This window comes from Alteromonas gracilis, assembly GCF_043642145.1.
Taxonomy (GTDB): Bacteria; Pseudomonadota; Gammaproteobacteria; order Enterobacterales; family Alteromonadaceae; genus Alteromonas; species Alteromonas gracilis_B.
The window spans coordinates 86493-111854 of record NZ_JBHZRZ010000005.1; the positions used below are offsets into that span (position 1 = coordinate 86493).

13 protein-coding genes are annotated in these 25362 nt (G+C 41.9%); 9 read left to right on the forward strand and 4 right to left on the reverse strand.

What is annotated here, in order from left to right; genetic code table 11:
- Nucleotides 1–4: 4 nt before the first annotated feature.
- From ACHUFN_RS11960 to ACHUFN_RS11980, 5 genes are all read left to right on the forward strand, one after another.
- Nucleotides 5–721, forward strand: a complete 717-nt coding sequence (locus ACHUFN_RS11960; RefSeq protein ID WP_394222626.1) for a thioredoxin domain-containing protein — start codon at nt 5–7, stop codon at nt 719–721.
- Nucleotides 714–1349 (forward strand): TraV family lipoprotein, encoded by a 636-nt coding sequence (locus ACHUFN_RS11965; protein ID WP_394222627.1) that lies wholly within the window; start codon nt 714–716, stop codon nt 1347–1349. Before ACHUFN_RS11960 ends, ACHUFN_RS11965 begins: the two co-directional genes overlap by 8 nt.
- Nucleotides 1350–1358: 9 nt before the next feature.
- Entirely contained in the window at nt 1359–3911 is a 2553-nt protein-coding gene (locus ACHUFN_RS11970) for a TraC family protein (protein ID WP_394222628.1), read from the forward strand.
- A gap of 87 nt (nt 3912–3998) precedes the next feature.
- Complete coding sequence (locus tag ACHUFN_RS11975; protein WP_394222629.1) at nt 3999–4253, forward strand: hypothetical protein; 255 nt, start codon at nt 3999–4001, stop codon at nt 4251–4253.
- Between the two features lie 15 nt (nt 4254–4268).
- The gene (locus ACHUFN_RS11980) at nt 4269–4595 is read left to right on the forward strand and encodes a hypothetical protein (protein ID WP_394222630.1); all 327 of its coding nucleotides are present in this window, start codon (nt 4269–4271) and stop codon (nt 4593–4595) included.
- A gap of 199 nt (nt 4596–4794) precedes the next feature.
- On the opposite strand, the gene ACHUFN_RS11985 is transcribed toward ACHUFN_RS11980, so the two are convergent.
- Entirely contained in the window at nt 4795–5499 is a 705-nt protein-coding gene (locus ACHUFN_RS11985) for a thioredoxin fold domain-containing protein (protein ID WP_394222631.1), read from the reverse strand.
- A gap of 152 nt (nt 5500–5651) precedes the next feature.
- On the opposite strand from ACHUFN_RS11985, the gene ACHUFN_RS11990 reads away from it, so the two are divergent.
- Both ACHUFN_RS11990 and ACHUFN_RS11995 read left to right on the forward strand, forming a co-directional pair.
- On the forward strand, nt 5652–6401 hold the full coding sequence (locus ACHUFN_RS11990) for a hypothetical protein (protein WP_394222632.1): 750 nt from the start codon (nt 5652–5654) through the stop codon (nt 6399–6401).
- On the forward strand, nt 6398–6685 hold the full coding sequence (locus ACHUFN_RS11995) for a hypothetical protein (RefSeq protein ID WP_394222633.1): 288 nt from the start codon (nt 6398–6400) through the stop codon (nt 6683–6685). Before ACHUFN_RS11990 ends, ACHUFN_RS11995 begins: the two co-directional genes overlap by 4 nt.
- A gap of 5 nt (nt 6686–6690) precedes the next feature.
- Here ACHUFN_RS11995 and ACHUFN_RS12000 read toward each other — a convergent pair whose 3' ends face one another.
- The 3 genes from ACHUFN_RS12000 to ACHUFN_RS12010 are packed head-to-tail and all read right to left on the reverse strand — an operon-like array spanning nt 6691 to nt 8384.
- Nucleotides 6691–7533, reverse strand: a complete 843-nt coding sequence (locus ACHUFN_RS12000) for a hypothetical protein (RefSeq protein ID WP_394222634.1) — start codon at nt 7531–7533, stop codon at nt 6691–6693.
- 6 nt (nt 7534–7539) lie between these two features.
- Complete coding sequence (locus ACHUFN_RS12005) at nt 7540–7944, reverse strand: hypothetical protein (RefSeq protein WP_394222635.1); 405 nt, start codon at nt 7942–7944, stop codon at nt 7540–7542.
- Entirely contained in the window at nt 7944–8384 is a 441-nt protein-coding gene (locus tag ACHUFN_RS12010) for a hypothetical protein (RefSeq protein WP_394222636.1), read from the reverse strand. The genes ACHUFN_RS12005 and ACHUFN_RS12010 overlap by 1 nt, the downstream gene beginning before the upstream one ends.
- A gap of 188 nt (nt 8385–8572) precedes the next feature.
- Here ACHUFN_RS12010 and ACHUFN_RS12015 point away from each other — a divergent pair, with 188 nt between their 5' ends.
- Nucleotides 8573–20464: a hypothetical protein gene (locus tag ACHUFN_RS12015; RefSeq protein WP_394222637.1), complete on the forward strand. Its 11892-nt coding sequence runs from the start codon at nt 8573–8575 to the stop codon at nt 20462–20464.
- Between the two features lie 138 nt (nt 20465–20602).
- Nucleotides 20603–25324, forward strand: a complete 4722-nt coding sequence (locus ACHUFN_RS12020; RefSeq protein WP_394222638.1) for a hypothetical protein — start codon at nt 20603–20605, stop codon at nt 25322–25324.
- Nucleotides 25325–25362 lie beyond the last annotated feature (38 nt).

The following is a 25362-nucleotide window of genomic DNA, read 5'->3' on the forward strand; positions in this document are numbered from 1 at the left end:
TTTCATGAAAAGATTTGTATTAACGACAATTGCTGCATTTTCCATATCTTGTTCGGCTTATGCTAATCAAGTAGCTGCCCCTACATCTCCTGAGGACATAGAACAAACGTTGAATAAAGTAGTGCCGCTTCCTGCAAATAAGTTGTTCTTTGCAGAGGATGGTGAATCGACCTATATCTTTTCACAATCTGGCCGTTTCGTTTTTACCGGAAAGGTCTATGACACATGGCAGAAAAAGTACATCGAGAATAAAGCTGATGCGCTTAACAGCCATACTGTGCGGTTAGAAGAAATTGGCTTCCCTCCAGAGCTTCTTGGTGCCGTCCATACCAAGCAAAATGGTCAGGTTGATGCAATTGTGATAACTGACCCTAATTGTTCAGCATGTAAATCGATATACAACGACATTGAAGATGCCCTACCTGATTCGCGGGTCGCGTATGTGCTTACAAACTTAGTAGGCGGTGAGAAATCAGTTGAAACAATTACAGAATTGTATTGCGCAACAAGCGACGAAGATGCGGTTGAAAAACTCAAAGGCAACGACGACATCGAGCTAGTTTACGACAATGATTGTGATGAAACCCGACTGCTTAAGAATATTCAATTAGCAACGTTGTTAGATGTTCAACGACTACCGGTGGTTATTAACTCAGTTGGCAGAATCCAACAAGGAGTACCGGCAGATTTAGAAGCATTTTTAGGAGAAGGCCGTGAATAGAACATTAAAGACAAGCTTGTGTCTTATTGCCATTTCTCTATTAGGTGGCTGTGCAGGTATGTCCATTGGTGAAAAGGAGTCATGTGGTTTAGTACCAACAGGTGCGACATGTGTTAGTGCAAAAGATGTTTATCTGATGACGAATCATAGAGAACATTTAGAGAATATGTCGCCAGAAGAGCTGCAAGCACTACGAGAAAGGGCAACCGGAAAACAGTCTGCGCCATATCAGGCATCTGAAGAAAAACCCACGCTTTCTGAGTTTTTTGGGTTCGGGGCCAGTGATAGTAAAGACAGTAAGTTTTTAAAGGTTGATCCAAAGCCTCAGGTGAATACAAACGAAGTTGTTAGTAATGACGGGCTTAAAAATGCTAAAGACATTAAATTAAAAGAAATGCTTATAGATGAGCAGTCAGTCTATCGTACACCTGCAAAAATGCTGCGCATGCAATTCGCGAAATGGGAAGATCAGTCAGGCCGATTGCATGACCCCGGTAAAATCTACGTTGAAATCGAAGGTCGTAAATGGATTACTGGCAGACAACAAGTCTCAAATCCTAAGATTATTACCCCTCTAGAAGTAAGACGTGCTGTTGATAAGAAAGCTGAAAGCGTCTCGGGTAAATAAGGAGTAGCTATGGGTATCTTCCAATCATCTGCGAAGCTCGCGGAAAAACTAACGCGAAAGCACTGTCCCGGTGACCTCTTCCCTTACATTGATTATATGGAAGAGGACAAGATCTTTGTGTTGGACGACGGCTATATTGGGGCTGTTTGGGACTGTCGCCCAATAAACGGAACCGCAAAAGAAATCGAAGATGTTGTAAATAGTCTTTTGAACAAAGACTACCCAGAAGGGGTCTGCATGTCATTCATGCTATTTGCATCTCAAAACATCGCCGATTTCAAACATTCTTATCAAGTAATGCGTGGTGGACGTGTTGATGACAGCGAGCTAAATAACCTCTACAGCGGCATCAGTAGAGGGGTAGTAGATTGGTTAGATGAAGGCGTAAAAAAACCACTAAACAAGTCTGGCATGAAGATGCGTAACTACGATCTTTATATCAGCTTTAAAATGCCTGTAAGCAAGAAAAAAAGAAAAGAGGACTTTGTTTCAGCCCGAGAAATGTACCAGTTCAGGAAGTTTATGAACATCATGGATGGTGCATTGACCTCAGCAAAGCTAATGCCAAGAATATTGGATGAAGAGGGCCTTCTGTATAAATTGCAATCAATATTTAATTGGTCAGATCGTGCTCCTTGGAGAAAGGGGAGGGCGAATGTTGATGCATCTCGCACTATGAGGGAGCAAATATTTGATATTGGTAACGGCATTCGTGTAGATGATGAAGGTGGCACAATTTCTGTCAAAGACAAAGTAATAACACCATTCTCAGTAAGTGCCCCACCAAACTACATGTTCTTTGGCCGAATGATAAACCTTACAGGTGACTGGGAAAAAGGGATTGAGGGTTACTTTGATAACTATGCTCACGTTCTGAATGTCGAATTTCCAGATAGAAAAAAGGCTATGCGCCGATTCTCCAATTCACGCGGAGCTTTGAAACATCAAGTAAATGTTGGTTTGGCCAAACTTAATGAGCGTATCAAACTTCAAGCTGATGACTTCGATAAGCTTTACCAGAAGATTGAAGTAGATAAGGAAAAACTCATTGAATGGAGCCTTCATTTTCTAACCTTCACCGATAAAGATGAAGATGTAGAGGGGAAAGCCGAAGACTTTATGAATTACCTAAAGTCTCGTGGGTTTAGTGTTGAGCAGGACCAAGGTATAGCATTGCCGTTGATTATGAACTGTATGCCATTGGTGGCAAATACAGCACGTAATAAATTCCTTGATCGCATGAATAAAGACACATCGAGTGTGGCCGGTTTCTTTATGCCGATATATGCGTCATGGCGTGGGAATGCGTTCTACAATCCCATGATGCCCTACATAACGAGGACAGGACAACTTTTCGGGTTTAACCCTTTTATTTCTGATACCAACTATAACATGCTGGTTTGCGCTACATCAGGTGCTGGTAAGTCATTCTGGACAAATGGATACGTGGCGAACCTTCTTACGAGCGGAAAAACTACTGTTAATGGCTTATTAACCAAAGAAGGGATGGAAGACAAATCGCGTCACCCTCTAGATGGCGGCATTGTTTATATCATAGACGTTGGTGGTTCATATGCGAAGCTGTGCGACCTTTATAAAGGCCAGAATCTTCAATTTAATAATGATTTTGATTACTCGCTTAACCCATGGCCCATGGTAGATGAATGGGAAGGTGAAGAGGGTATGGCCGAGATGGTCTTCCAAATACACGCGCTAATGGCGTTTGAGGTGGGAGAACCAGACGCTTTCCAAACATCTCGCTTGAGAAGCATCATTAACCAAGTTTGGAATGAGAAAGCACGAGAAGCGCATATTGATGATGTGGCCAAATTATGTCTTGCAGATGAAGACCGCCGTGTTCGCGACATGGGTCACCAACTTAAAGAGTTCTGCCCCGGTGGTACCAATTACCGTTATTTTAGAAAAGACAAAAAGCCTGTTAACTTCAACAGTAACTTTGTACTTGTAGAGCTTGAAGAACTTAAATCTAAACCTCACTTACAGAAGATTGTACTTTTACAAGTATTCTCTAACATCCAGTTTTCGATGTATTTGGGCGATAAGAACCGACGTAAGAGCCTTATTATTGACGAAGGTTGGGAATGGATTAAAGGCGATAACAAAATCGTAGGTAACTTCCTAGAAACCGGTTGGAGGCGTTTCAGGAAGTACAACTCTAACGGAATACTAATTACTCAAAGCTATAGGGATACGAAGCAATCTTCAGTTGGTGAGGCGCTGTCTACGAACTCAAAGTGGAAGATGATTCTTAAACAGGGTTCTGGAGAAGTTAAGAAAATGCAGCAAGAAAAAATGCTGGATGTTACTGACTCTCAATATGAACTAATGAGCACCGTAGCGACGGTACCCAAGCAGTATTCAGAGATATACATTGATGGTGGAGATGCCAGTGAAGTAGTTAGGTTTATCGTACCTCGATTCGAGCAACTACTTTATACTACGGCGCCGGAAGAAGTAGCAGCCATACAAAAGTATACTAAGAAAGGCTTGTCTCTGATTGAAGCGATTAGAGAGGTTATGAAAGAGGAAGGTTCTTCATAATACTCTGTGGGATATTGAGACCAGCAAGCATAAGCTTGTTGGCCTCATAAACTCTACCGAAGATATTAGTTAAACTGACTGGATATTATGAATACAGTTCAAACCTACACCTCCTTTGACAAAGGTGCTAAACGAAAAGACCGTAGAGAGCATCTTAAACTGTGTGGTTATATACGCATTGCCGATATAGATCCTGCTCTTGGTAAGCCAAGAGAATTAGCGATGGAGCGTCTAAATGCAAAGTCTGAAGTCGCTGGTGGGCAGTATCACGGTGTCTACCCACAAGACATTAAAGGCATGAATGGCAACATAAGCTATTCATTGTATGTAAATGAAAAATAGATATTGGAATGCTAAGTGTCTTCAGAATTACATGACCTCTTATGCATAAGAGCTGGGAAGTTTCTACAAAATAACGGCTTTGCAGTATCATTTGATGACCGCTTTGAAGCAGCTGTGGATACGGGTGAACGACCTGACGCATTAGGGTTTAGAAATGGTGTTAGCTGTCTAATCGAAGTTAAAGTTTCACGTTCTGATTTTTTGGCAGATAAAAAAAAGCGATTCAGCCAAAACCCAAACTTAGGGATGGGGGATTGGCGTTTTTATCTATCACCAGCCGATGTCGTGCGCGTAAATGATTTACCTGAAGGTTGGGGGCTATTGCACGCGACAAACAAATAAGGAAAGTTCATGGATGGCCGCCAAACACACAGTGGTATTCGGCGAAGCCCATGAACGCTAATATACAAGCAGAGTGCGATTATCTCTACAGTGCTTTAAGGCGAATTAAATTAGCAGGCCATTTAGAAACTGCATTCTTAAAATAGAACACAAAAAAACCTAGCAGTCGCTAGGTTTTTGTTTGATATTAGTGCGGGTTTTATTCGGCAAGTCCAATTTTTTCTGCAATCTGTTTTGGTGGTAATGCGCCGGGAATTGATACTAAATTATCTGCTACGATAAGAGGTGTTCCTTGCACATTGAACATATCGCCAGCCTTGTACATTTTATCAATTTTGTTATCACAAACTGCCGTTGGGACTGGTTGTCTTGCAAACGCGGAATCGAATGCCGCTTTCTTATCGTCAGCGCACCAAACATCACGGTTAACAGCATACCCAGAACCTGAAGTTCCTGAACGAGGGTATGCGATGTAACGCACTGTAATACCCAATTCGTTAAGCTCAGGAATCGACTGGTGAAGCCTGCCGCAGTAACCACATGTCACATCTGTAAATACGCTAATCACGCGCTTCTCATTTGCCGCTTTGTATACAACCATTTCGTCGGCCAATACTTCTAAAGCGTTAGCCTTGATGGGCTTAAAACGTTCAGACGTATGGTTTTTAAAGCCTTCGCCAAAATCATAGATTTGGCCCTGAATAAAATGCTCACCATCTTCTGTTGCGTAATATATACCCTTAGGCGTAACTATCTGTTTAACGCCAGATACAGGTGAGTCTTCAATTGCCATTATTTCGAATGGGAAAAGCTTACTAAACTTATCCTCAATGATGGTATTGGCAACGGCGCTGGCGCTTAGTAATGAGGCTGAAAGAACAGCGGTAGCAAGAAGTCGTTTCATAGTCTTTCCTTCAAAATTGATGACATGCAGATATTAACTGGAATATTGATGCTGCAACCTCTTTAAGCTAGTTAAATCGGGCTCTTAATAACCGACGATGCTTCTAATGAAGTGGATAATACTTAGTAGTAAAAACAACTTGAGAGTTACTAATGTTAAAAAAAGCTTTGTGTTTGATAGCTGCGTGCGTCATAAGCGCGAACACCATGGCTTCTCTTTCCAGTTCTGAATCTACTATTAGTGTAAAGAAAGGAAAGGTCTCCATTGAAATATATTCCGAACCAAGCACCATTGTTTATTTAGACGGATTGCATGTAATAACTGAAGGGGGGATTGCCTCGACCGATTACCCTGAAGCACAAGCACATCGCTTTATTAGAGAAGATGTGATTGGGTATAGAGGTGGCCTGAACATGGGTATGAACATTTTCAATGTAAAAGAGAATGAGCTTAGCGTCATTGTTCAATACAAATCCTGTGACCTTGTAAAAGAAGTGTGTTTCCCGCCTCAGCAGGATGTCCATAGGATAAGTAAAAACAGGTTGGACACCCATACAGATAGTAATGCTCCGAACCTCAGAATTGCTATTACTGAAGTTGATAGCTTGAGAAACCGAGTAAACGAACGAATTAGCTTTGAACGAAATCCTTACCTTCTTTTAGTTGAGAAGGGATGTCTACAGTGCAAATTAGCCCTTAATGAAGTACTACCCACACTACCAAGTTCAGGTATGGATTTATACATATTCGAAGATGCTTTTACATCAGAGAGTTCAGGTTATTTAGCTGATATTGCTACGCCTGAAGGGATCATGATTTTCAAAATAAACAACGACGCGACGATATTAGATAGTGTCGGTGGCTTAAACGATAAAAAAGAACTTCTGGAGTATTTCTTATGAAAATTGGAAATGTAAAACGAGTTAAAAAGAGTGCGCTAAATAGCAAAGTAAATAAAACGGTTGCTGGACTGTTTGGTGTGCTTGGTATTTATATGTTGCTTATCAATCTCGCGGTCTATGGCAATGTGGCTCCGTTGTGGATTGTGGCATTGTCTGTTATGGCGTTGTTATTTCTTCCATTGACGAAGGTAGAAGATGACAAAGGCAGGCAATATCTAGCGTATTGGGGAATAGTATTTAAATCGTTAAATACAGAGGCTTTTGAAAGGGTTTCACAACGCTAAAGCAATTACGCTCTAGCGTTCTCTCCTTTTCTGAACATGAGCGCTTTCTTAACGCATATTGCTAAGACAATGCATCCCATGAAAGCTAAATTCGCATAACAAGCGATTAATAGTATTTTAGTGAAAATGCCGACAGCCTCACGAATTGAAAGTAACCTGTAGCTTATTTCAGACTGAAATATAACGGCCAGCAATATGATAATAATTGATAGGGCCAATACTCCCGGTAATGCGTTACGTAAGTCTGCGGTAGACGGCCCCATGTGAACAGACACGGCAATTATTAGATAAACCCACAAAATTTCTTTGAAGGACGCATCACTGAGGGCGAACAAGATACCCTGAAAGCTCTCGATGGAAACAGCCTCAAAGAATATAAATGAACTCAACAAAGTTGAGAATCCACCGCTAATGGCTTTTTCATTAATGGCTAGAAAGAGTTTATTTACCTCAGGAAAGAAAATCATATTGGCCAGAAATATAACGGCAGCGCCCATCAATAGTGGCGCAATACCAATAAAGAAACAACCACATATCTGATAAATGGTATTTCTGTAACCATGTTGTACGTAACCTAAAACCCCTGTCTTTATGTCAGGTGCAAATAGTTTCACTTGTGCAACTTCGTGTCGAAAGAAAACAGCGAAAATAGCGTGAGATAATTCATGTAATGGGGTGCCGATAACAGCTGTGGGATAGAGGCTTCTAAATCCAAATTGTGTGACTAGGAGGTGTTTGTTGAGTTTTTGTAGTCCATATAAGATTAGACTGAATGCAAAAACAACCCCAAATAAGCTGGATAGCACTTCAATACAGAATGAAAGAACAAGCGGAAAGTTAAAATACATATAATTTTAAGTACCGCTCAGCTCTGCTTCATTGTTCGGTAAGATAGGATTACCTTCTATTAAAGCTGAAGACTTGGCTTTAAATTTCTCTATGACTTCCGGCGCGATGCGATAATACTCATTAGAGTTGATAAAAATTAACGCTTTCCCATCTACGTCTACAAAGAAGTTTTTATACTCCAGTGCTTCTAGGCAAGCGCGAGCATCTTCTTTTCTTTCGGCTTCATTTGAATCATCTACTACACCATATGATGCCTTAATGCAGCTCTCATAGTTTGACGGTTGCACTATTAAGCTACTGTCTACATCGTAGTTATGAGAGGGTGTTGTCATTATAATGTACCCAATAGCTACTAGGCCAATAGCAACTAAACCAATGAGTTTTCGTTGTTTAATGGTTGACGATTTCATTACTTTTTGTCCTTTTTATTTTTTTTGTTTTTATCTTCATCTTCATCGATTTCTGGATCAATAAATACGCTAAGGGAAGAGCGGTTTACATCGACTCTAAGGTCATCGCGTTCTGGGTCAAAGTCGCTTTTGCCTTCGTCGGTTAATTCGTCGTCTGGAGTGAGGTTCCTTAGGACATCGCTTCGGGTAGGCTCAGGAATAAATTGCACATCTACCCAGTTTTTCAATTCCTTGGAATATACAAATGTTCTATCAATATATTTACGCATTCGCGTGAATTCCTGAAGCGTGAAGATGGGCTCGTTATCCTTCATTGCTTCTGGATCGAATAAGTCAGTTGCTTCAATAGGATCATCTTCAAATACTTCATCAGGCGCGTCGATATCAATGCTGAAGAACATGTCGTAAATGGCTTTCAATAGCCAAAGCGCTAACAGCACTAGAATTATACTGAGAACAAAATTAACCAAGATACACCCACTCAATAAGTTGCTTTTGGCCATTATATTGACAATAAAACGGCCAAGAAATCATTAACGACACTAAAAACGCCGCTAAACAAACGTTGGGGAGGATGAAACCAAAATAAAATGTGTAATTAATTGGTGTAAATGTAGGTATAAAAATAGTGATAAACGCGATAAAGAAAATCCTTCCTGCTTTTTTGCTCTCATTATCCGCAATGGGAGTAGCTGCGGATCAGAACATAGAAATAGAACAACAAGTAACCTTAGCTGTTGATAAGCAATTAGCGCTGCCTGATGGCAGTGCGTTGAGTATTGTTCGTACTGGGCCACTTTCTGATGACGGTGGCAATCTTCTGAAAGGTAGGCATCAACTGTTTTTTACGAACAAAGCAGAGAGTACTATCCCTGTCGTTGTGAACAATATTAATGTTTCGCCCGGAGAGACAGTAGAATTCACTGTAAACCTATCATTAACATCCAATCGTTTATATTTTCCAATTTATCCAGCAGTGGCGGGTGCTGCTGGTGAGATATTTTATGACATTAACCTACCGTCGTTATCTATTACCAATTGCCCAACTGAATACACAGAGCTTCCTTCAAATGCTTGTGAAAAAGTAGAAGTGACTGCGGGTGAATACGTTTGTCCAGATACCTACACCAATGTTGGTACAGAGTGTTCATTAGAAAAGACCATAACAATCAACAGCGCTTGCCCCATCGATTTTGCGCTAATAGGTGGAGAGTGCGTTAAAGAAGACAAGCTCACGGCCACGGATAGCTGTGAACCGGGCTATAGGCTAAACGGTGCAGGCCTATGTGAACAAAACGTGTTGTATCCGATGGAATTCACATGCCCAGATGGCTATGCCCTCGATAGCAATAACATATGTAAGCGAACTTATTCAATTGAGCCCGGAGAAACTTGTTCAAGCGGGTATTTAAGAGTAGGTGAGCAATGTGAACGCGTCTTAGAGCTTGCTGTTGGTGCTTGTGAAGCTGGATTTGCCCTTAAGTCTGGAGAGTGTTTTGAACTCAAAGTGCCACTTGATTTATGTCCACATGGCTATACACAAGTGGGTGAAAACTGTGAACTTCTTGAGGCCAATACACCTACTTTGGATTGCCCAGCTGGGTATGCCCTAAATGCAGATAATCAATGCGTCGAGAGAACTGAAATTCTTGTATCGGGTGTCGCGTGCCCTCCTGACACCGTTAATGATAACGGTGTTTGCAAGAAAATAGATTTTTTTGAACAGGAGGCTAAGTGCGGAACTGGACAATATTTTGATGGTTCAAAGTGCATTGAAGAGGTTATTAAACCTATTCCCCAATGTAAGGAAGGTTGGGTTTTAATCGACGGCAATTGTTACGAAAAGCACGGCTATGAATTAATTTGTCCAGATGGTTTTACGTATGCTGATGACCACTGTGAGCGTGTTGATATCATCAACAAGCAACAATGTCCTGACGGCTTTACGTTCAACGAGCAAGAGCAGAACTGTTATAAAACTATTGTTGGCGATGCCATAGAAAGTTGCCCCCAAGAGTATGCATTAATAGATGGCAAGTGTCAGCGTGAATCTGTACTAGACCCAATAGGATGTAGCTCTGGCCATGTTCTTAATGATGGACGTTGCTACGACATCGTATTAGTCGATTATGTATGCCCAAATGGTTTTACTAAAAAAGCAGGCCAATGTGAAAAAGTTTCTATCACAGAGATTTCTACTCGATGCCCAGATGAATACAAAGAGGTAAACGGGCAATGCGAGAAACTGATTACTACTGATGCAGTACAAAGTTGTGCAACCCCCGGATACTTCATTGAAAATGAGGAATGTTTAAAAGTCACGGAAGCGGCTGCAAAACAGTGCGAAGCTGGCTATACCATGATTGATGGCCTTTGTTATCGCACGCAAGAACCAATGTACTTTTGTGACGATGACTTTGTGCTAAGTGAAGACAAAGCTACATGTACTAAAGAACAAGTTAAAGACGCTTTCCAAACCTGCCCCGAAACCTTTGAAAATGTCGGTGGCGTCTGTGAAAGACGTTCTACTGTTACACCTGAGTTAGAGTGCCCAATAGGTTATGAACCTGCAAATGGGCGATGTGAAATGCAGGTGGAGGTAGTTGCTTCACAATGTCCTGAAGGAGCGTACTACAAGGAAGATGGTTCCTGTGCCTTCGTTAAAGAATTGGTACTAACATGCCCATCGAACATGACACTAAAACAGGGTGCTTGTTATGAGCGTATTTTTAAAGCTAAAGATACCTGTAAGGCTGGTTTTGTATATAGCAACGGAGAGTGTTTCGAACTGCTTGGAAAAGAAAAGGTCTGTGAGGCAGGACAAGAAGCTATCACCGTAGGAGGAATTACTTTATGCAAATCAGTTGAAATCAAAGCGTTCTGTGCAGACGGTTTCTATTTTGACGGTAATTCTTGTATTAATAGCGATGGAAAGAAACAGTCGAGGCAGGATTACTGCCCCGACGGATTTACATATTCTAATCAAGAGGGGGTTGAGCGCTGTACATCAGATGAAAACCTCACTCTAACCATAGCATCGCTTTCGTGCCCTGAGGGTGCTACATCTGTGTCTAGCTCTGACTGTTTATCGCTATGCCCTGAAGGGTACCAAGATAATAATGGGAAGTGTGAGTCAGTCTCTCTTGTCGATTTTGAATCTTCGATATGTTTAGAGGGTGAATTGGTAGATGGTAGGTGCTTAGTCAGCGAACCAAGAAGGGGGGGCCTATCCGGCTACATTTGCCCAGTTGGTACCGAGAACGCATCTCCTCATATCAATGACGACACTAAGCGACGTGGTTATTCAAAATCCTGCCTGAAAACAATTACAACAAGTAAAGAGCAAGTGTGCTTGAGTGACCTTGGTGTAACGGGCCCAGCATGTGTCATTAACGGTACAAAGAAGTTTGTTGCAGCTGAGGTTTGCCCAGAAGGGTTTGTTGTTAATAAGAAGGGTGAATGCGCTGTAGTAGAGCACGCCGAAAATGCTTGCGATGGTGTCTCGTTTAATGGACCGAATAGCTCAACGGTTGATACATATGTGAACGAAAAAGGTGCGTGCGTTTCATATGTAAAAGTTGAGCAGCAAGAGGCATATGTGTGTCCTACTGGATTTAAGCCAGTATATAACTATGACGGGCATGCATTACCCTCTGAGCTGAATCCTCAAAACGTTGTAAATGAAGCAGTAAGCTCTGATGTATGGACTGCCTTCGAAGCTCAGTGGTCAACCGTCAACTTCATTAGCTCTACAAATAATGATGCGCATCAGGTTAAAGGTACTCCGAAGATTAGGGACTTCTTGTGTGTATCAGACACAGTAACATTCATTGAAGCTGACTTAGGGGAGTCACCTGAGCATACATTCACCGCAATTTTTGATGGTGAAAAAAATTATGGTATTGATGGGCAGTCGTTGGTAGACAATGTTTCTGTTATGGCTACTCGCTACCAAGGTAATTATGTATCAGGCATCGATAGTGCTGGTGAAATTTATAATTATGAATTTCTAAAGGCTATTGTTCGTGGAAGCTCGGAGGCCAGCATAAGTGGTTATACTCCTTCTCTTTCAATAAACGGTAATAGTGGCTTTACACTACCTGCCCCCGGTACCGAAGAAATAAAAGAATTTATTAAACTGTATCCCGTAAAAGGGCACGAGGATAAGTTTATCATTGCATCAATGCTGATGGCGGGCAATGTAGAAGGTCAGAGCCACGACGCTGGTGACTATGTATCTCGTATTATCCAGTCTAATAAACCAAGCATGATAGATATAGTTGGTGGCTGTAGCGTCAACAGTGAGAAGTTGGTTAAAAACATAGCCACATATAACACACCTCTGTACGAATTCATTACTTCAGCTGGTGGCTTTGTTGTTGATACAGATTCATTTGTAAGCGAGCAAAATGAAGAGTCTTGTTACATAACATATCAACACCAAGGCGCGTTAACTAAGCAATGTCCAAGCGGTATGAAAATGAACGCGCTTGGGCAATGCGAAACGTCAAGTGGTATTCCTAAAGCCCAATCATGTGAATCTATATCTCAGTTAAGTGTAGATTATAAATGTCCGGCAGGTACCCAGTTAGGGCCAGATGGTTCAAGCTGTATAACTAAAACATATACTCCAGCCTACTCCTGTGAAGTCGGTGAATATCAGTCGGATACAGGCCTATGTGTTCGCAACGCTGAATGTAAAAGCGGTTATAACGTATATGGCGAGTTTTGTGGCAAGCCAATTGATTGTAATGAGGTGCTAGGGATAGAGGGCTCTAAATATGACCCTACAATGAATATATGCAGAAGCAAAAAATATAGAGAAAGTGGCATTACCAATACCGCCGTTCCTACTTGCGATGAAGGTGAAGTGTTGGATCAAACTAATGCCATGTGTACCTATCCATATGAGACTGCAACAGTTCCTGCAACACTGGCGTGCTCTGCTGATAAAATAGAGGGTGAACAGTGTGTATCTGAAGTGGCAATTCCTGCAAGTGCTTCACAGAGTATTGAGTTATCTGAATTTGACAGGTCGACAGGTCAATGCAATACATATTTTGTACAAGGACACGATGCATCAGAAGTGTATTGTGAATCAGGTCGAGAGCCACTATATCTTAATGGTAATTGGTACTGTGCTGAGGATGAACCTTCTGAACCTGCCATTCCAGTATGCCCTACAGGTTACAAGCAATCATCTGCTGGCTCATCAAATTGCATTAAAGACAACATCACAAAGCTTCAAGAAAAGCCGGTTAAAGGTAGCCAGTTTGTTAAAGGTTTTTATGTATCCAGTATACCAAATGCAGATGCGCTCTTGTGTGGAGAAGATACCATCTGGAATGGAAGTACATGTGAGCAGCAAGTTAAATCAACTTTACCGCCAACCATCGGGGCATGTGAGGGGGTCATAGAGTATGGCTTTGATAAAAATGGCGCTAAAACACTTATCTGCCAAATATCTACTCAGCCTGCAATCTGTGAAGCAGGTTACACCATGGGTGAGCGAGGCGTCTGCGAGCGTGTAGAAATCCACAAAGTAAACAACATATGCCCAAATGACTTTACTTTCGATGGTGTGCATTGTCAGCGACTAGAAACAGAAAACGTAGTTTTTTCATGTCCTGATGATATGACGCTTGTATCAGAAGAGGAGGGTTGTAAGGGTGTTGTTACTCAGCCTTCTACCGTCCAGTGTCCTGAAGGTGAGTCATTGGTAAATGGTGCATGTATCAATGCCGATACTGATGATTTTGTGGCAATGTGCGATGCACCACTAACATATGACGCAATCAATAATAATTGCCGTTTAGAAGAAATAGAGCCGATCGCATACGACTGTGGCCCTAACCAAGTCTTAAATGGATATGTGTGTGAAGAACTTCTTGTTGAAACAATCATAGAAGAATGTCCAGCGCAATTTGTTCAGAATGGACAATGCATCAAGACTGAGAAAGTACCAATGATTGATGAATGCCCATTAGGGTATTCTAATCAAGGCGCTAACTGTGTTTCTTCTGTAGACAATGCTAATGCCATAGTATGTCCTAATGGAAGTTCGAAGATAACCGGTACCTCTATTTGCAAAAAAATAGAAACGACAGGGGTTATTTTCTCATGCCCTGCACCCTATGACCTTAAGAACGGAAACGAGTGCCAGCGTGTAGTTGTTGAATCTTCAAAAGACCAATGCCCATCAGGCTATCGCCTAACTGAAAATGGTCAGTGTGAAAGAGTGACTGTCACTCAGGGTTCCATGTTTTGTGCCTCTGGGTTTACCTACAATGAACAAGAAAATCGTTGTGAAAGATTAGTTGAAACTTCAGTTTCTAGTTGCCCAGAAAACTATAAGCTTGTTTCAGGGCGATGCTATCCAACGTATTCTTCTAAAATTGAGTGCCCCAATAACTTCACACTGAATAATGATGGTAAGTGCGTAAATAATGCAGTGTCTCCTCTGGACACTATTTGTCCTAATGGATGGCGAGCTGGTGGTAATGGCCAGTGCTACAAACTTGAAACTACAAGTGGCGCTAAAGCTTGCCCAACTGGTTATTATTTGAAAAATGGTGTGTGCGTAGAAGATGTTTTCACAGATATCAATGGTTGCCCAGAAGGTTTTTCATTCGTTGATGGACAGTGTAAGGAAACAAGCCCGGTTCTATATAGTTGTCCAACAGGTTGGAACAAAAAAGGGCAAAAGTGTGAAAGAACATTAATTAAACCCGTGACATCATGTCCTAACGGTTATACCAAGCACGGAGATTTTTGTTTTGTGACTAAACCTGCTGAAGAGAAGTGCCCGAATGGATATATAAATGATGGAGCAGGGCGATGCTCAAAATTAGAAAAGCGTGATATTGCTTCTTGCCCGAATGGATATGTTATGGACGGAGGCTTCTGTAAACGAGTAATCAACGCAACCCAGAACTGCCCTTCAGGGTACAAAAATGACGGTGATGGAACCTGTTCAAAGTTTGATAGTCAATACATCACTTCTTGTCCAGCAGGGTATTCAAAATTAGGGAACTATTGCTATGAAACTAAGGATTTATCAACTACATGTCCGAGCGGATATGCAAAGCAAGGCAATACCTGTGTAAAAAACATCACTAAAAGCCCATCATATACCTGCCCTAACAACTATGCTGTAGTTGGTGATAAATGCTCTTTACCGATCCAACCTTATTGTAGTGAAGGGGATTTCAATAGCTCTACTCAGAGGTGTGACAAATACACAACGGATGTATTATTTTCATTTTGCCAAACCCACCAAGGACACCCATATCTAAACGAGCAAGAAGGCATGTGGGTTTGTGATGGTTCGGGCTCTCTAGCTTCTGTAATGTGCTCAGATAGAAGTATGTCTTCAGGACGGTGCCCAGCGGGTTCAATTAACACATCTTACAATTGTCCAACAGGTACAACAAAGCAAGGTAGTCAATGTATTAAAAGCGCAACTGTAACCTGTCCTTCAGATTACAGTGTATCTAATGGAACATGCTTAAAGACCGACACTAAAGATATAGTTACCTATTGTCCTAGCGGATTCAATAAAAATGGAACTATGTGTGTCAATTCCTCAGCAAGTTTAAATAAGGGTTATTGTGCCAATGGTTACAATCTAAATTTTTCTAATGGAAAATGCGAAAGGACTCTGCACAAAAACGTTAACTATACTTGTACAGGTGGTTATTCCCTCTATGGCGTGAGTCAATGTAAATCTAATACTCCGACTTACAGCATTGGCAACTGTCCATCTGGAGGATACACATTAAATTCAAGTTCTGGCCTATGTGAGAGGACTCTCGCGGAAGATGTAATATATTTTTGTAGTTCATCTAGTTACTCGCTATATAAATCCGTTCAATGTAAGGCGAACAATGTAGCTTACTCTGTCGGTTCTTGCCCGTCAGGATATGTTAAAAATAATTCGACTGGCTATTGCGATAGGTTTGAGAGGGGGGATGCCAGTCAATACTGCTTGGCTGGTAACGATATAGAAAGTGTTAACTGTCCAACCACGACGTGCGAAGCAGGCTTTACTTTGTCCGGTGGGCAATGCATACAAATCAATGAGTTCCCAATATCAAGTTGTGATAGTGGCTATGTCAGAATAAATAATGAATGCTTCAAGACCCAATCTGCTAACCCCGAATGTCCTTTAGGCTATACACTGACAAATGGTGTTTGCACTCTTAAAAGTGGGGATGGTGGTGTTAAATCATGTGCTGCTGGTTTTGCTCTAGTGAATGGTTCCTGTCACGAACTGCTTAACAAAGTGGCAACCTGCCCAAGTCAATTTAGAATGGAGGACGGTTTTTGTAAGAAAAATAACGCCTCTTTTCCTACTGGCTGTAAGGAAGGTTTTATAAGCGATGGAGTGAATTGTAGGGAAGTAACCAGTAGTGTGATGCTATGCCCAGAAGACTATGTTTATAGTGAAAATATAAATTTATGTGCTCGTGTAGAGCATTGTCATAGTGACGATCCCGAATTGCAATGTGCAGATACGGTGTGGCTTGAACGACCTAATGAGCAATGCCCTTCAGGTTCAAGTTTATTTGAAAATGTGTGTGCTAAGAATGAAAGTGATTCAAGCGGCTTTGCATGCCCAGCAGATAAAACTTACGATTCAGTGTCAGGTAGTTGTATTAATGTGGAGGTTAACCAACCATCAGAAGTTTGTCCGTCAGGGACGATTAGTTATTCTGCAACACAGTGTTATCGCGCTACAAATGATCAAAGTGCTGTGATATGTGAAGGGAAATCAACATTCAACACTTCCACTGGTGAGTGTGAAATTGAAACTATTTCTGAATCAACTCCGACATGTTTTTCGGGATATGTTCCTTTAGATAGCAGGAAGTGTCGTGCAATAAATGCAACCTTAAATGCTGGTATCTGTCCATCTGGTATGACTTTAAAGTCTGACGGAATGTGCGACCAAGTTAAGACAAGCGCTCCCGTTAATATATGCCCTGATGGAGTAAGCGGTTCTATTAATCAATGTCGTTCGTCAACAGGTAGTAATGTTGGACTATGCCCTGCTGGCTTCACCTATGAAAATGGAAGGTGTAAAGATACAAGAGAAATAAATAATGTTTTGTCTTGTCCTGACACGCATTTCTATTCAAATGGAAAATGCTACCCGATGACGCCAAAGTTTAATTCTTGCCCATCTGGTTACTCACTCAACGGTCAGCAATGTGAGCGTATAGGAACATCAACGGTGTCTACGAACTGTAGAGATGGCTTTGTCAAGTCGAACGGTATGTGTGTTAAGGAGACAAAACGCTCATTCGTTAACTGTCAAACTGGCTTCGCACTTTCAAATGAGGGTCCATTTAAGACCTGTCATAAGATCGAAGAATCGGCACCTACATGTCCTGAAAATATGGGCCTAGTGGATGGTATGTGTAAGCAGGTGGTCGTGACCGACATCCAGAATGTTTGTTTCGATGGCTATTCACAATTAAATGGCAGTACATGCTTTAAAGACCTCTTTACCCCACGGTTCTTTGGTTGCCCTACCAGCCATCCAGATCCATATGTGCCAAATAGAACAATGTGTACTAACGGCACCCAACAGATTGCTCGCCAACCTACCTGTGCGGAAGGAGCTGTGTTCGATGAAAGTGAGGGTATGTGTAGAGAGCGTCTGACTCAACCAATCCTGAAACAGTGCCCGTTAGAATACACGTTGAGAAATGGCAACTGTGTTAAAGAAGTAGAGCAACATCCGTTAAGCGAGGTTAAGTGTCCAACTGGTTATGTGCAGCGTATTGGTCAAAGTGAAGTTTGCCAGAGCTTGCCAGATTATCCTGAAAAAGGAATATGCCCAACTGGTACCGAGCGCGAGGGCAGAGTGTGTATTAATACAGAAACATACGATCCTCAGGATAGTTGCCCGGCTGGTTTTGCTAAGGTTGGTGATTCTTGTATGAGAACTTTAGTATCTCAAGTAGATAGGGAGTGCTTAACTGGTAATTCACACGACCTACATTATTGTAAAAATGCAACGGCTGTTAACAACCTTGGCTTTGGCTACAAATATGATTGCCCAGCAGGGTACAAAGCTAAGGGGCAATCATGCTACCGCATCGTTACGAGAACCATAGACTCAGTTTGTCAAAGTGGCCAAGTTATTACACCAGAGGGTTGTCGAACCATTAATGAAGTAGCCCATGTGGATACTTGCCCATCTGGACAGCAGTTATTAAGTGATGGCGTTTGTCGCTCGACTACACCTCAGAATGGGGCTGCTGAGTGCGCAGATGGCTATGTCTCAACGGGCAACGGAAAATGCTACAGACTAGATTGGCAGTCGCCTTCTGTGAACTGTTCTATCGGAGAAAAACAAGGTCTTAACTGCTTCAATTTTGAAGAAATCGTTGCAGAGCCTGATTGTCCTTACGGTTATCAGTTCAATGGCAGTCAATGTCAGAAAATTGAAATAGAAAATATAGTTAAGGTTTGTAAGTCCGAATTTGGTGTATTGAATGATTCGTTCTGTCGTGAAATTGCATCAACCAACATCCAAGCAAATTGTGGTGCGAATGCATACTTCTCAACTGACCATCAGCGCTGTATAGAGAGGAAAGAGCTGCCGCGCAGTACTAATTGCCCATCGGGTATGACATATAATCAAGATACCGGCTTCTGCCAAAGCGTGACAGTGGTTTCAAGTGATCCGCTTAACGGGTTTGTATGCCCAGCCGGATATTGGTATGAGACTGAACGTGACATATGCGTGTCCTATCAGGAGAGCGCATCTAAAACGCTGTTTACATGTCCTTCTGGCTACACGATTCATCACAATGAATGTCGTAAAACGGGGAATGTTAATGCCACCTATACGTGCCCAGAAGATACCGTTATGGTCGATACAGTTAGCAAAATGTGCGCCTATACAGCTTTGGACCTTAAGCTCGGAAGCTGTCCCACAGGATTTATTTATAATACGACGATGAGTATTTGTACAAGTTCTGAGCGTATAAAGGCACAAGCATCATGTCCAAGTGATTCATTACTAACGTCTACTGGCCAGTGTCGCCGTGTCCTAGACACTTTGCCTGTTACTAAGCAATGTACAGCACCGTTCAAGGATGTAGATGGTTACCTCAATTGTGTGAAGGAAATGACGGCGGTAGCTACCCCTTCGTGCCCTTCAGGCTTTGTATATCACACGGGTATCAGTCGTTGTGTTGATGAAAACATCGAAAGCAAAATTATTGTATGTGAAAATGGCTATGCGCTTAATGCTGAAAATGCACGTTGTGAAAAACTGGTTACTAAACCTGTAGACAAGCAATGTGACGATCGATTTTCTCTTGAGGATGGCCAGTGTATATCCGTGCTACCGAATGAGTCTGTGTCTATTTGTGATACAGGCTTTCTTTATGACCCTGAGTCAGATCATTGTGTTCAGCATCAGGTAACAGAAATTGTCTACACATGCCCAACCGACTATTCCTTCGATGATGCATTAAAAGCATGCGTTAGAACAGATCATAAGAATGCGATTGAAGATTGTCCTACCGGCTTTTTGCTAACCGAAGATAAGAAATCTTGTGTTAAGACAAAAGAGATGGCGGCATCACCTGCATGCCCTGATAATTATGAGCTTAACGGCATAGAGTGTACCTTAGTCATTAAAGAAGCACCTGCGACTATGTGTCCTGATAACTTCACGAAACGTAGTGTCAATGAATGCGTTTCAATTGAAGAGGCAACCCCAATCTCACTGTGTGGTGAAGGCTACGACTTCGCAGATGGACAATGCACCAAAACAGACTATAAGTCTATTGAGCGTTGTGCAGCTGGCTATCGGGTCATTGATGGTGGCTGTTATAAAACAGAGTTGACGACATTTGATTGCCCAGCAGGCACAAGCTTGACGCGCAATAATGACGATCAGTTAGTGTGTCGTTTCTATCAAACGCTTAGCAATACGATAAGCTGTCCATTAGGTCAATACAGCTGGGTTAAACAAGGTTGTGTTGATGTTGATACTGACGAACTATTAACAGATTCTGTACCAATGTGCCTTCCGGTAGAGTTTGGAAAGGGTGAGTTAGCGCGTGGAGAGTTCGACAAATCAAGAAATCGTTGTATTCACCAGAAAGAGTATCCAGCAGGTGAGTACATGAATGCGTGCTCTGGGGATTTAATACAGCATGACGACGTGTATTGTCGAGCAGTCACAGCAGATAACGAAAAGGTTATCCCGCCGTTTGGATATGAGTACGATGAGTTAACAGGTTATGTTAAGAAAGAACTTGTGTCCTCCGCAGACATACTTTGTCATGATGGTTTTAGCCTACAAGGCGATTCATGTAAGAAAGAAACCGTAGTAGAGCCAACCGCAAATACTTGTCCAGAGGGGTTCTCTGTTACTGGGCCTGATACGTGCGAAATCAGCGACACAATGGATGCATTGTTTGTTTGTCCAGAAGGATATTTAGATGTTGGTAACAATCAGTGTCAAAGGACGATAATTCTTCCAGCACTCTAATAAATAGAAAGTCAGGGTAGGGAAACCCTGACTTTTTTAAATTAATCTTGTTAACACCTCAAAATCCTATTCTTAATTAACCGCTACAGCCTTAACCATTAAATACAATAGTAATAACTGGAAAAGACTGTATTGGTTATGAATAAAAAAGCACTTATAACAATTTTAACCTCGCTCCCTTTAATGTCGATGAACGTTAATGCTGAGATGAACGTCCGAGGCGAAATAGACGCTCTATTGCCGACGCTATCTAAAAGCTTTAATGACGCTCGCTTTACCAATATCGATAATGCGGAGGTTAGCTTGTCAGTTAACCCTGATTCAGGTTGTAGCATAGTCAGCAATAGAAACGTTGCAAGACGTAACAACCTAATGGGTGACCTATCATGTGTGTTTGAATGGACTGATATACCCAGTGGTGTCAGCGCAGGATTATTGCAAGCTAAGGGAATTGTAAGTGACATTTCTGATAATCAACTTTCCTATCAAATATCTTTCTTTTCTGGCCAGTCAGAAGAGAAAGTTGTCATCAATAGTGAAGATATTAACCTTGATTTAGAAATTCCAGAAGCTCCAAAGTTAGTGCGTGTTGAGACAGAGTTTAGCCATGACACGATTGAGGGATTAACGCCAGTTAACTACTCCCTTAACTCAACACTAAAGGAGATTCGAATTACTGTTGAACCAAGACAATATACTCAAAAAATAGAACTTGCAGGGTTAGGCCGCTGTGAAATCCCAGCTGATGAAATCTTGTGTACCATTAATAAAAGCGGGGCGCGTTTCGGTACACGAGAAATGCCCCAAGGGTACAGTACACACCCAATAAATATTAACTCGTTAAACGGATTTTTTCCTGAAATTAAAGAGCTATACACAATCGCATGGGACTATCGAAGTCCTATAATAGAGACCTTTGCTGCGCGTCTTCATACTCCTTTAGCTAATGACACATTTCCGGCGACAAAAGTACTTATTGGTAATAGTGAAAAAGAAGTACCCAATGGACAGGCTATGGTGGTGGTTCGTTCTCCTTATGAAGATAGTGAGCGTATAGGTAACATGTTGCGCTACTCGGCTGACATGGGTAATGAGTCGGCATGGGTAAAAGGTGGTGCAGAAAAACCGGTTATTTGGGATTCGAGTCTAAGGGCGCCAACAGGGTTTGGGTACTCAGGTGTGTTCAGGTATCAACAACGTGGTGACAACGGTATTGACTCATCATCGCTTAGTCAGTGCATTCAAGTGACAGATTTAAAGGACGACGATAAATTTACCTTTTCCATGGCGATACGTGCAAATATAGGGACATTTGATGACGATGTTATTGTTCGTATAGATACAGGATGCCAACCCGGTGAAGGGCAGACAGGTGAAGAGTATAACTTTACTTTAACGGATGACTGGCAAGAAGTAGAACTTTCCCAAACTTTAAACACCTCAATTAATGACCGCGTTTCTGTGCATATCTACGGTGACAATGGAGTAGATGATGGAGAAATGTTTTTCCTAGCTAACGCTCAATTGGAGCGTGGCAATAAGCGAAGTGTTCATATTCCAACAATGGCGAACCCAAAGGTTTTTGACGTAGGTGCTGGAGATTGGATAGTGCCAGAGAATGTCAGAGTCACATTTGAGCAAAGTGAAGGCTACGAGAACCCCGATAACGGCCTAACAATGGGTAATAGAAAAGTAGTCGAGGAGGGTAAATTTCAACGTAAGCCACAAGCATTTTCTATTGAGTCAGATTTATCGCCTCAAATAATTGATAACTCTTTCGTGTATATCATGGACATTTCAGATGTCGAAAATGGCGTGTTCCAGCCCGTTGTTTATACAGAAGATAAATACGCAAACTTTGCTAGTAAGGAAATGAGCGAAGTTAAGCTAGACAGCAAATTACCAACAATTAGATTTCATCAAGCCTCGACTAAGATAGAGAACGGAGATGCTTTGTACTTCCCTGAGGATATTGTCGTTGTTGCAGAAGATGAATTCATTGGTGGTGCAGAAGTAACAGAAATACGTTTCGATGGAAAAGTTGTTGAGATGGATGCTAGTCAGAGAAACTTTGCTCTTATTACTGAGTATTTAGAGCTAGAACGTGGTGATGAATACAGCATTGAAGCAACAGTGATTGATCAAGAAGGAAATCAAGCGACAGAGAGCCTTAATCTTGTCTATATGCCTACTCGTTTTGAAGAAAGGACTACAACTGACACTGCTTATCAATACGTCCAAAACTTTCAGTTTTCACTTCTACAGCGTGAAGGCCGTCGATGCCGTTTCCTTTCATCAAAAGCAGATGCTATTGCGCAAGCAACATACGTAGGCCCTACATGCTACTTAACAGTTGATTCTACAGAAATTGCTGTTGATGAGAATTCGTCTGTGCCATCTGCGACGGGTGTCTTTCAGACAGCAGGAACCAAGTATATCAATTATGTTTATACGTTCGTTAATGCAATTGGTGCTGAGAGAGTGGCAGCAGAAGGTACTATCGTCGTTGAAGTAGTAGAACCTGACGATATTCAGATTGAACTGATGCCAGAGCCAAATGTTAATACTGAGGTTTTTTCGGTAAACCTTACTGGCGGTAACGTTACAACATCTCGTGTAACAAGCAGCAACGGACCAATAACATTCAAAATAGTCACGGACGGTGAAGATGATGAAGTTTATGAATTTGGACAGAGAGCTAAAGCGCAAACGATAGTCAATGGCCGCCGTATCAATGCACCACAAGGGGATTTATGGGAAGAGCGAATATTTAAGATTACTGCTTTCTATACGCTAAAACCTGACCTTGTTGAAACTACAGAATTTAAGATTGTTTATGTTCCGAGTCGCTATGTGCGAGGACGTCTAGAAAGTGATTTTAGAGATGCCCTAAACACGGATACAAAAACGGATACCGTGAAAGTTGGGATGTATGACCGTGCTATCGGCGATTATGTCTACGATGAGACCACCATGGGTAAATGGCGAGGCTTTCTGGCCCTTAGAGAGGGTGATGGTACGATCATACCTCTGACGCCAGAGAAAGATATGGTGGCTGGTCAAGCTGACTTTGATGTTGATATTAGTAAGCTTGGATTAGGGTCAATGTCTTATGTGGGCGTGCTAAATCTTGTTAGTGAGCTGGAGGGTTACACTAAGCAAATCATCACCAATAGAAACTATATCCGAGTATGGAAAGGTACCCAACTTAACGGTGGAATAAAAGCTTTCAGGTTGTTCGGTAAAGTACCTTTCACATTCCTTGGCCAGTATCGACCAGATAGCTTCGATGATAGTCGTGTTTTAGGAGGGGTAAAGTGGGAGATAACTCAGGATGAAGTAACGTGGGAAGAAATGCCAGCTGGGACTAATGAGCGCTTTATTCGTCGTGTATTCGATGAGCCCGGTGTTTGGAAAATAAGGGCTGTTGCAACCAATAAGCTCACGGGTGAAGAGAGTGTTACTGAGGAAGTTGAAGTAACCGCGTTCAATACGCCGACGATAACAATTATTGGGCCTTCTGTGATGTATTACGGTGAAACTCAAGAATTCCGCGTGCTCGATAGAGGGGAAGAGATAGACGGTACAGGCGGTATTATTGAATGGTCCTATGATGGCGAAACGTGGGTTGAAGGTGATAATGTACTAACCCATACCGTAGAGGAAGGTGACGAGTCGTTTAGGCTGTTTGTAAGAATGCGGTATGAAGACACAGATAGTGTAGATAGGTCTGCCTATGACAGCGCGAGGAAGAGCATTAACGTTAAACCACCTTCGCCGCCTCGTATACTAATCAAAGGACCGTTCCATTCTGAGGTAGGAAAAGAAGTTTCATTTACTGCTCGAACAAGTTCAGCATATGCTGGCACTGTTTCTGAAATAATGGGGGAGTGGACTCTGCCAGATGGTACTGTCGTCGAGGGCGATGAGCTAACCATCACGGTTCCAGTGGAATGGGAGGGAGAGGTTATAAAGTTAGAGTTTAAAGCGTGGCATAAAGGTCTTCAAGCCAGTACTACAGCCGACAAGTCATTTACTACGAAAGGTTGGCGATATGAGTTCCCTAATTACGATTTCGTTGTGAGGCAACAAACCAAGTTCGCACCGTCACAAATGCAAATATTCGCACAGCGCGAAAGGGTTTCTTACCCAGACTCAATTTATTTCGAAACAGAATTCACACCGCTATCGGATATGAAGCTTGAATACGAAGGTCGAAACAGCGCAAGGTTTATTGCTGATAAACACGGTGTTCATACTGTAAGAGTGACTGTAAAAGATAGTCGTGGAAATGAAGTGGACTTTATCCAAACAATAGAGGTTGTAGAGGCTGATCCACCAGAAGTTTCATTTAGAACATCATTCAACAACAGAAGAATGCGAGAACCGTTGGATGTAATTATTAATGCTGGTGTAAGACTGCAACACTATCAGGATAAAGTCGATACATATCAGTGGTATGTTGATGACGTACTTCTTCCTGATAGTAATGCTAGAGCTAACGTATTTGGTCTTCCAGAGGGGCAGCATGTCATAAAGCTGGTTGCCACGACTGATCATGGTCATGTTGCTGAAGAAGAGTATGTGGTAGACGTAATTGATAACAAGACGCCGACATGCAAGCCTCGCTGGAGAGTTTATGCTTATTACACACGCATCGACTCCATGTGTACTGATGAAGATGGAAGAATGACGCTTTATGAATGGGAAGTCGATGGGAAAATGACTGGGGTAAGGGGTTCATCCATCCAATACTATTACCCCGGAGGCGTTAGACCAGAAAGTATAGATGTTCGTTTGATTGCATACGATGACTCTAATGAGTCCACGGAGACGACATTTAATGTGAATACCAAATAAAACGAAAAGCATACTGAAAAAACAAAGTCTGCTTACAA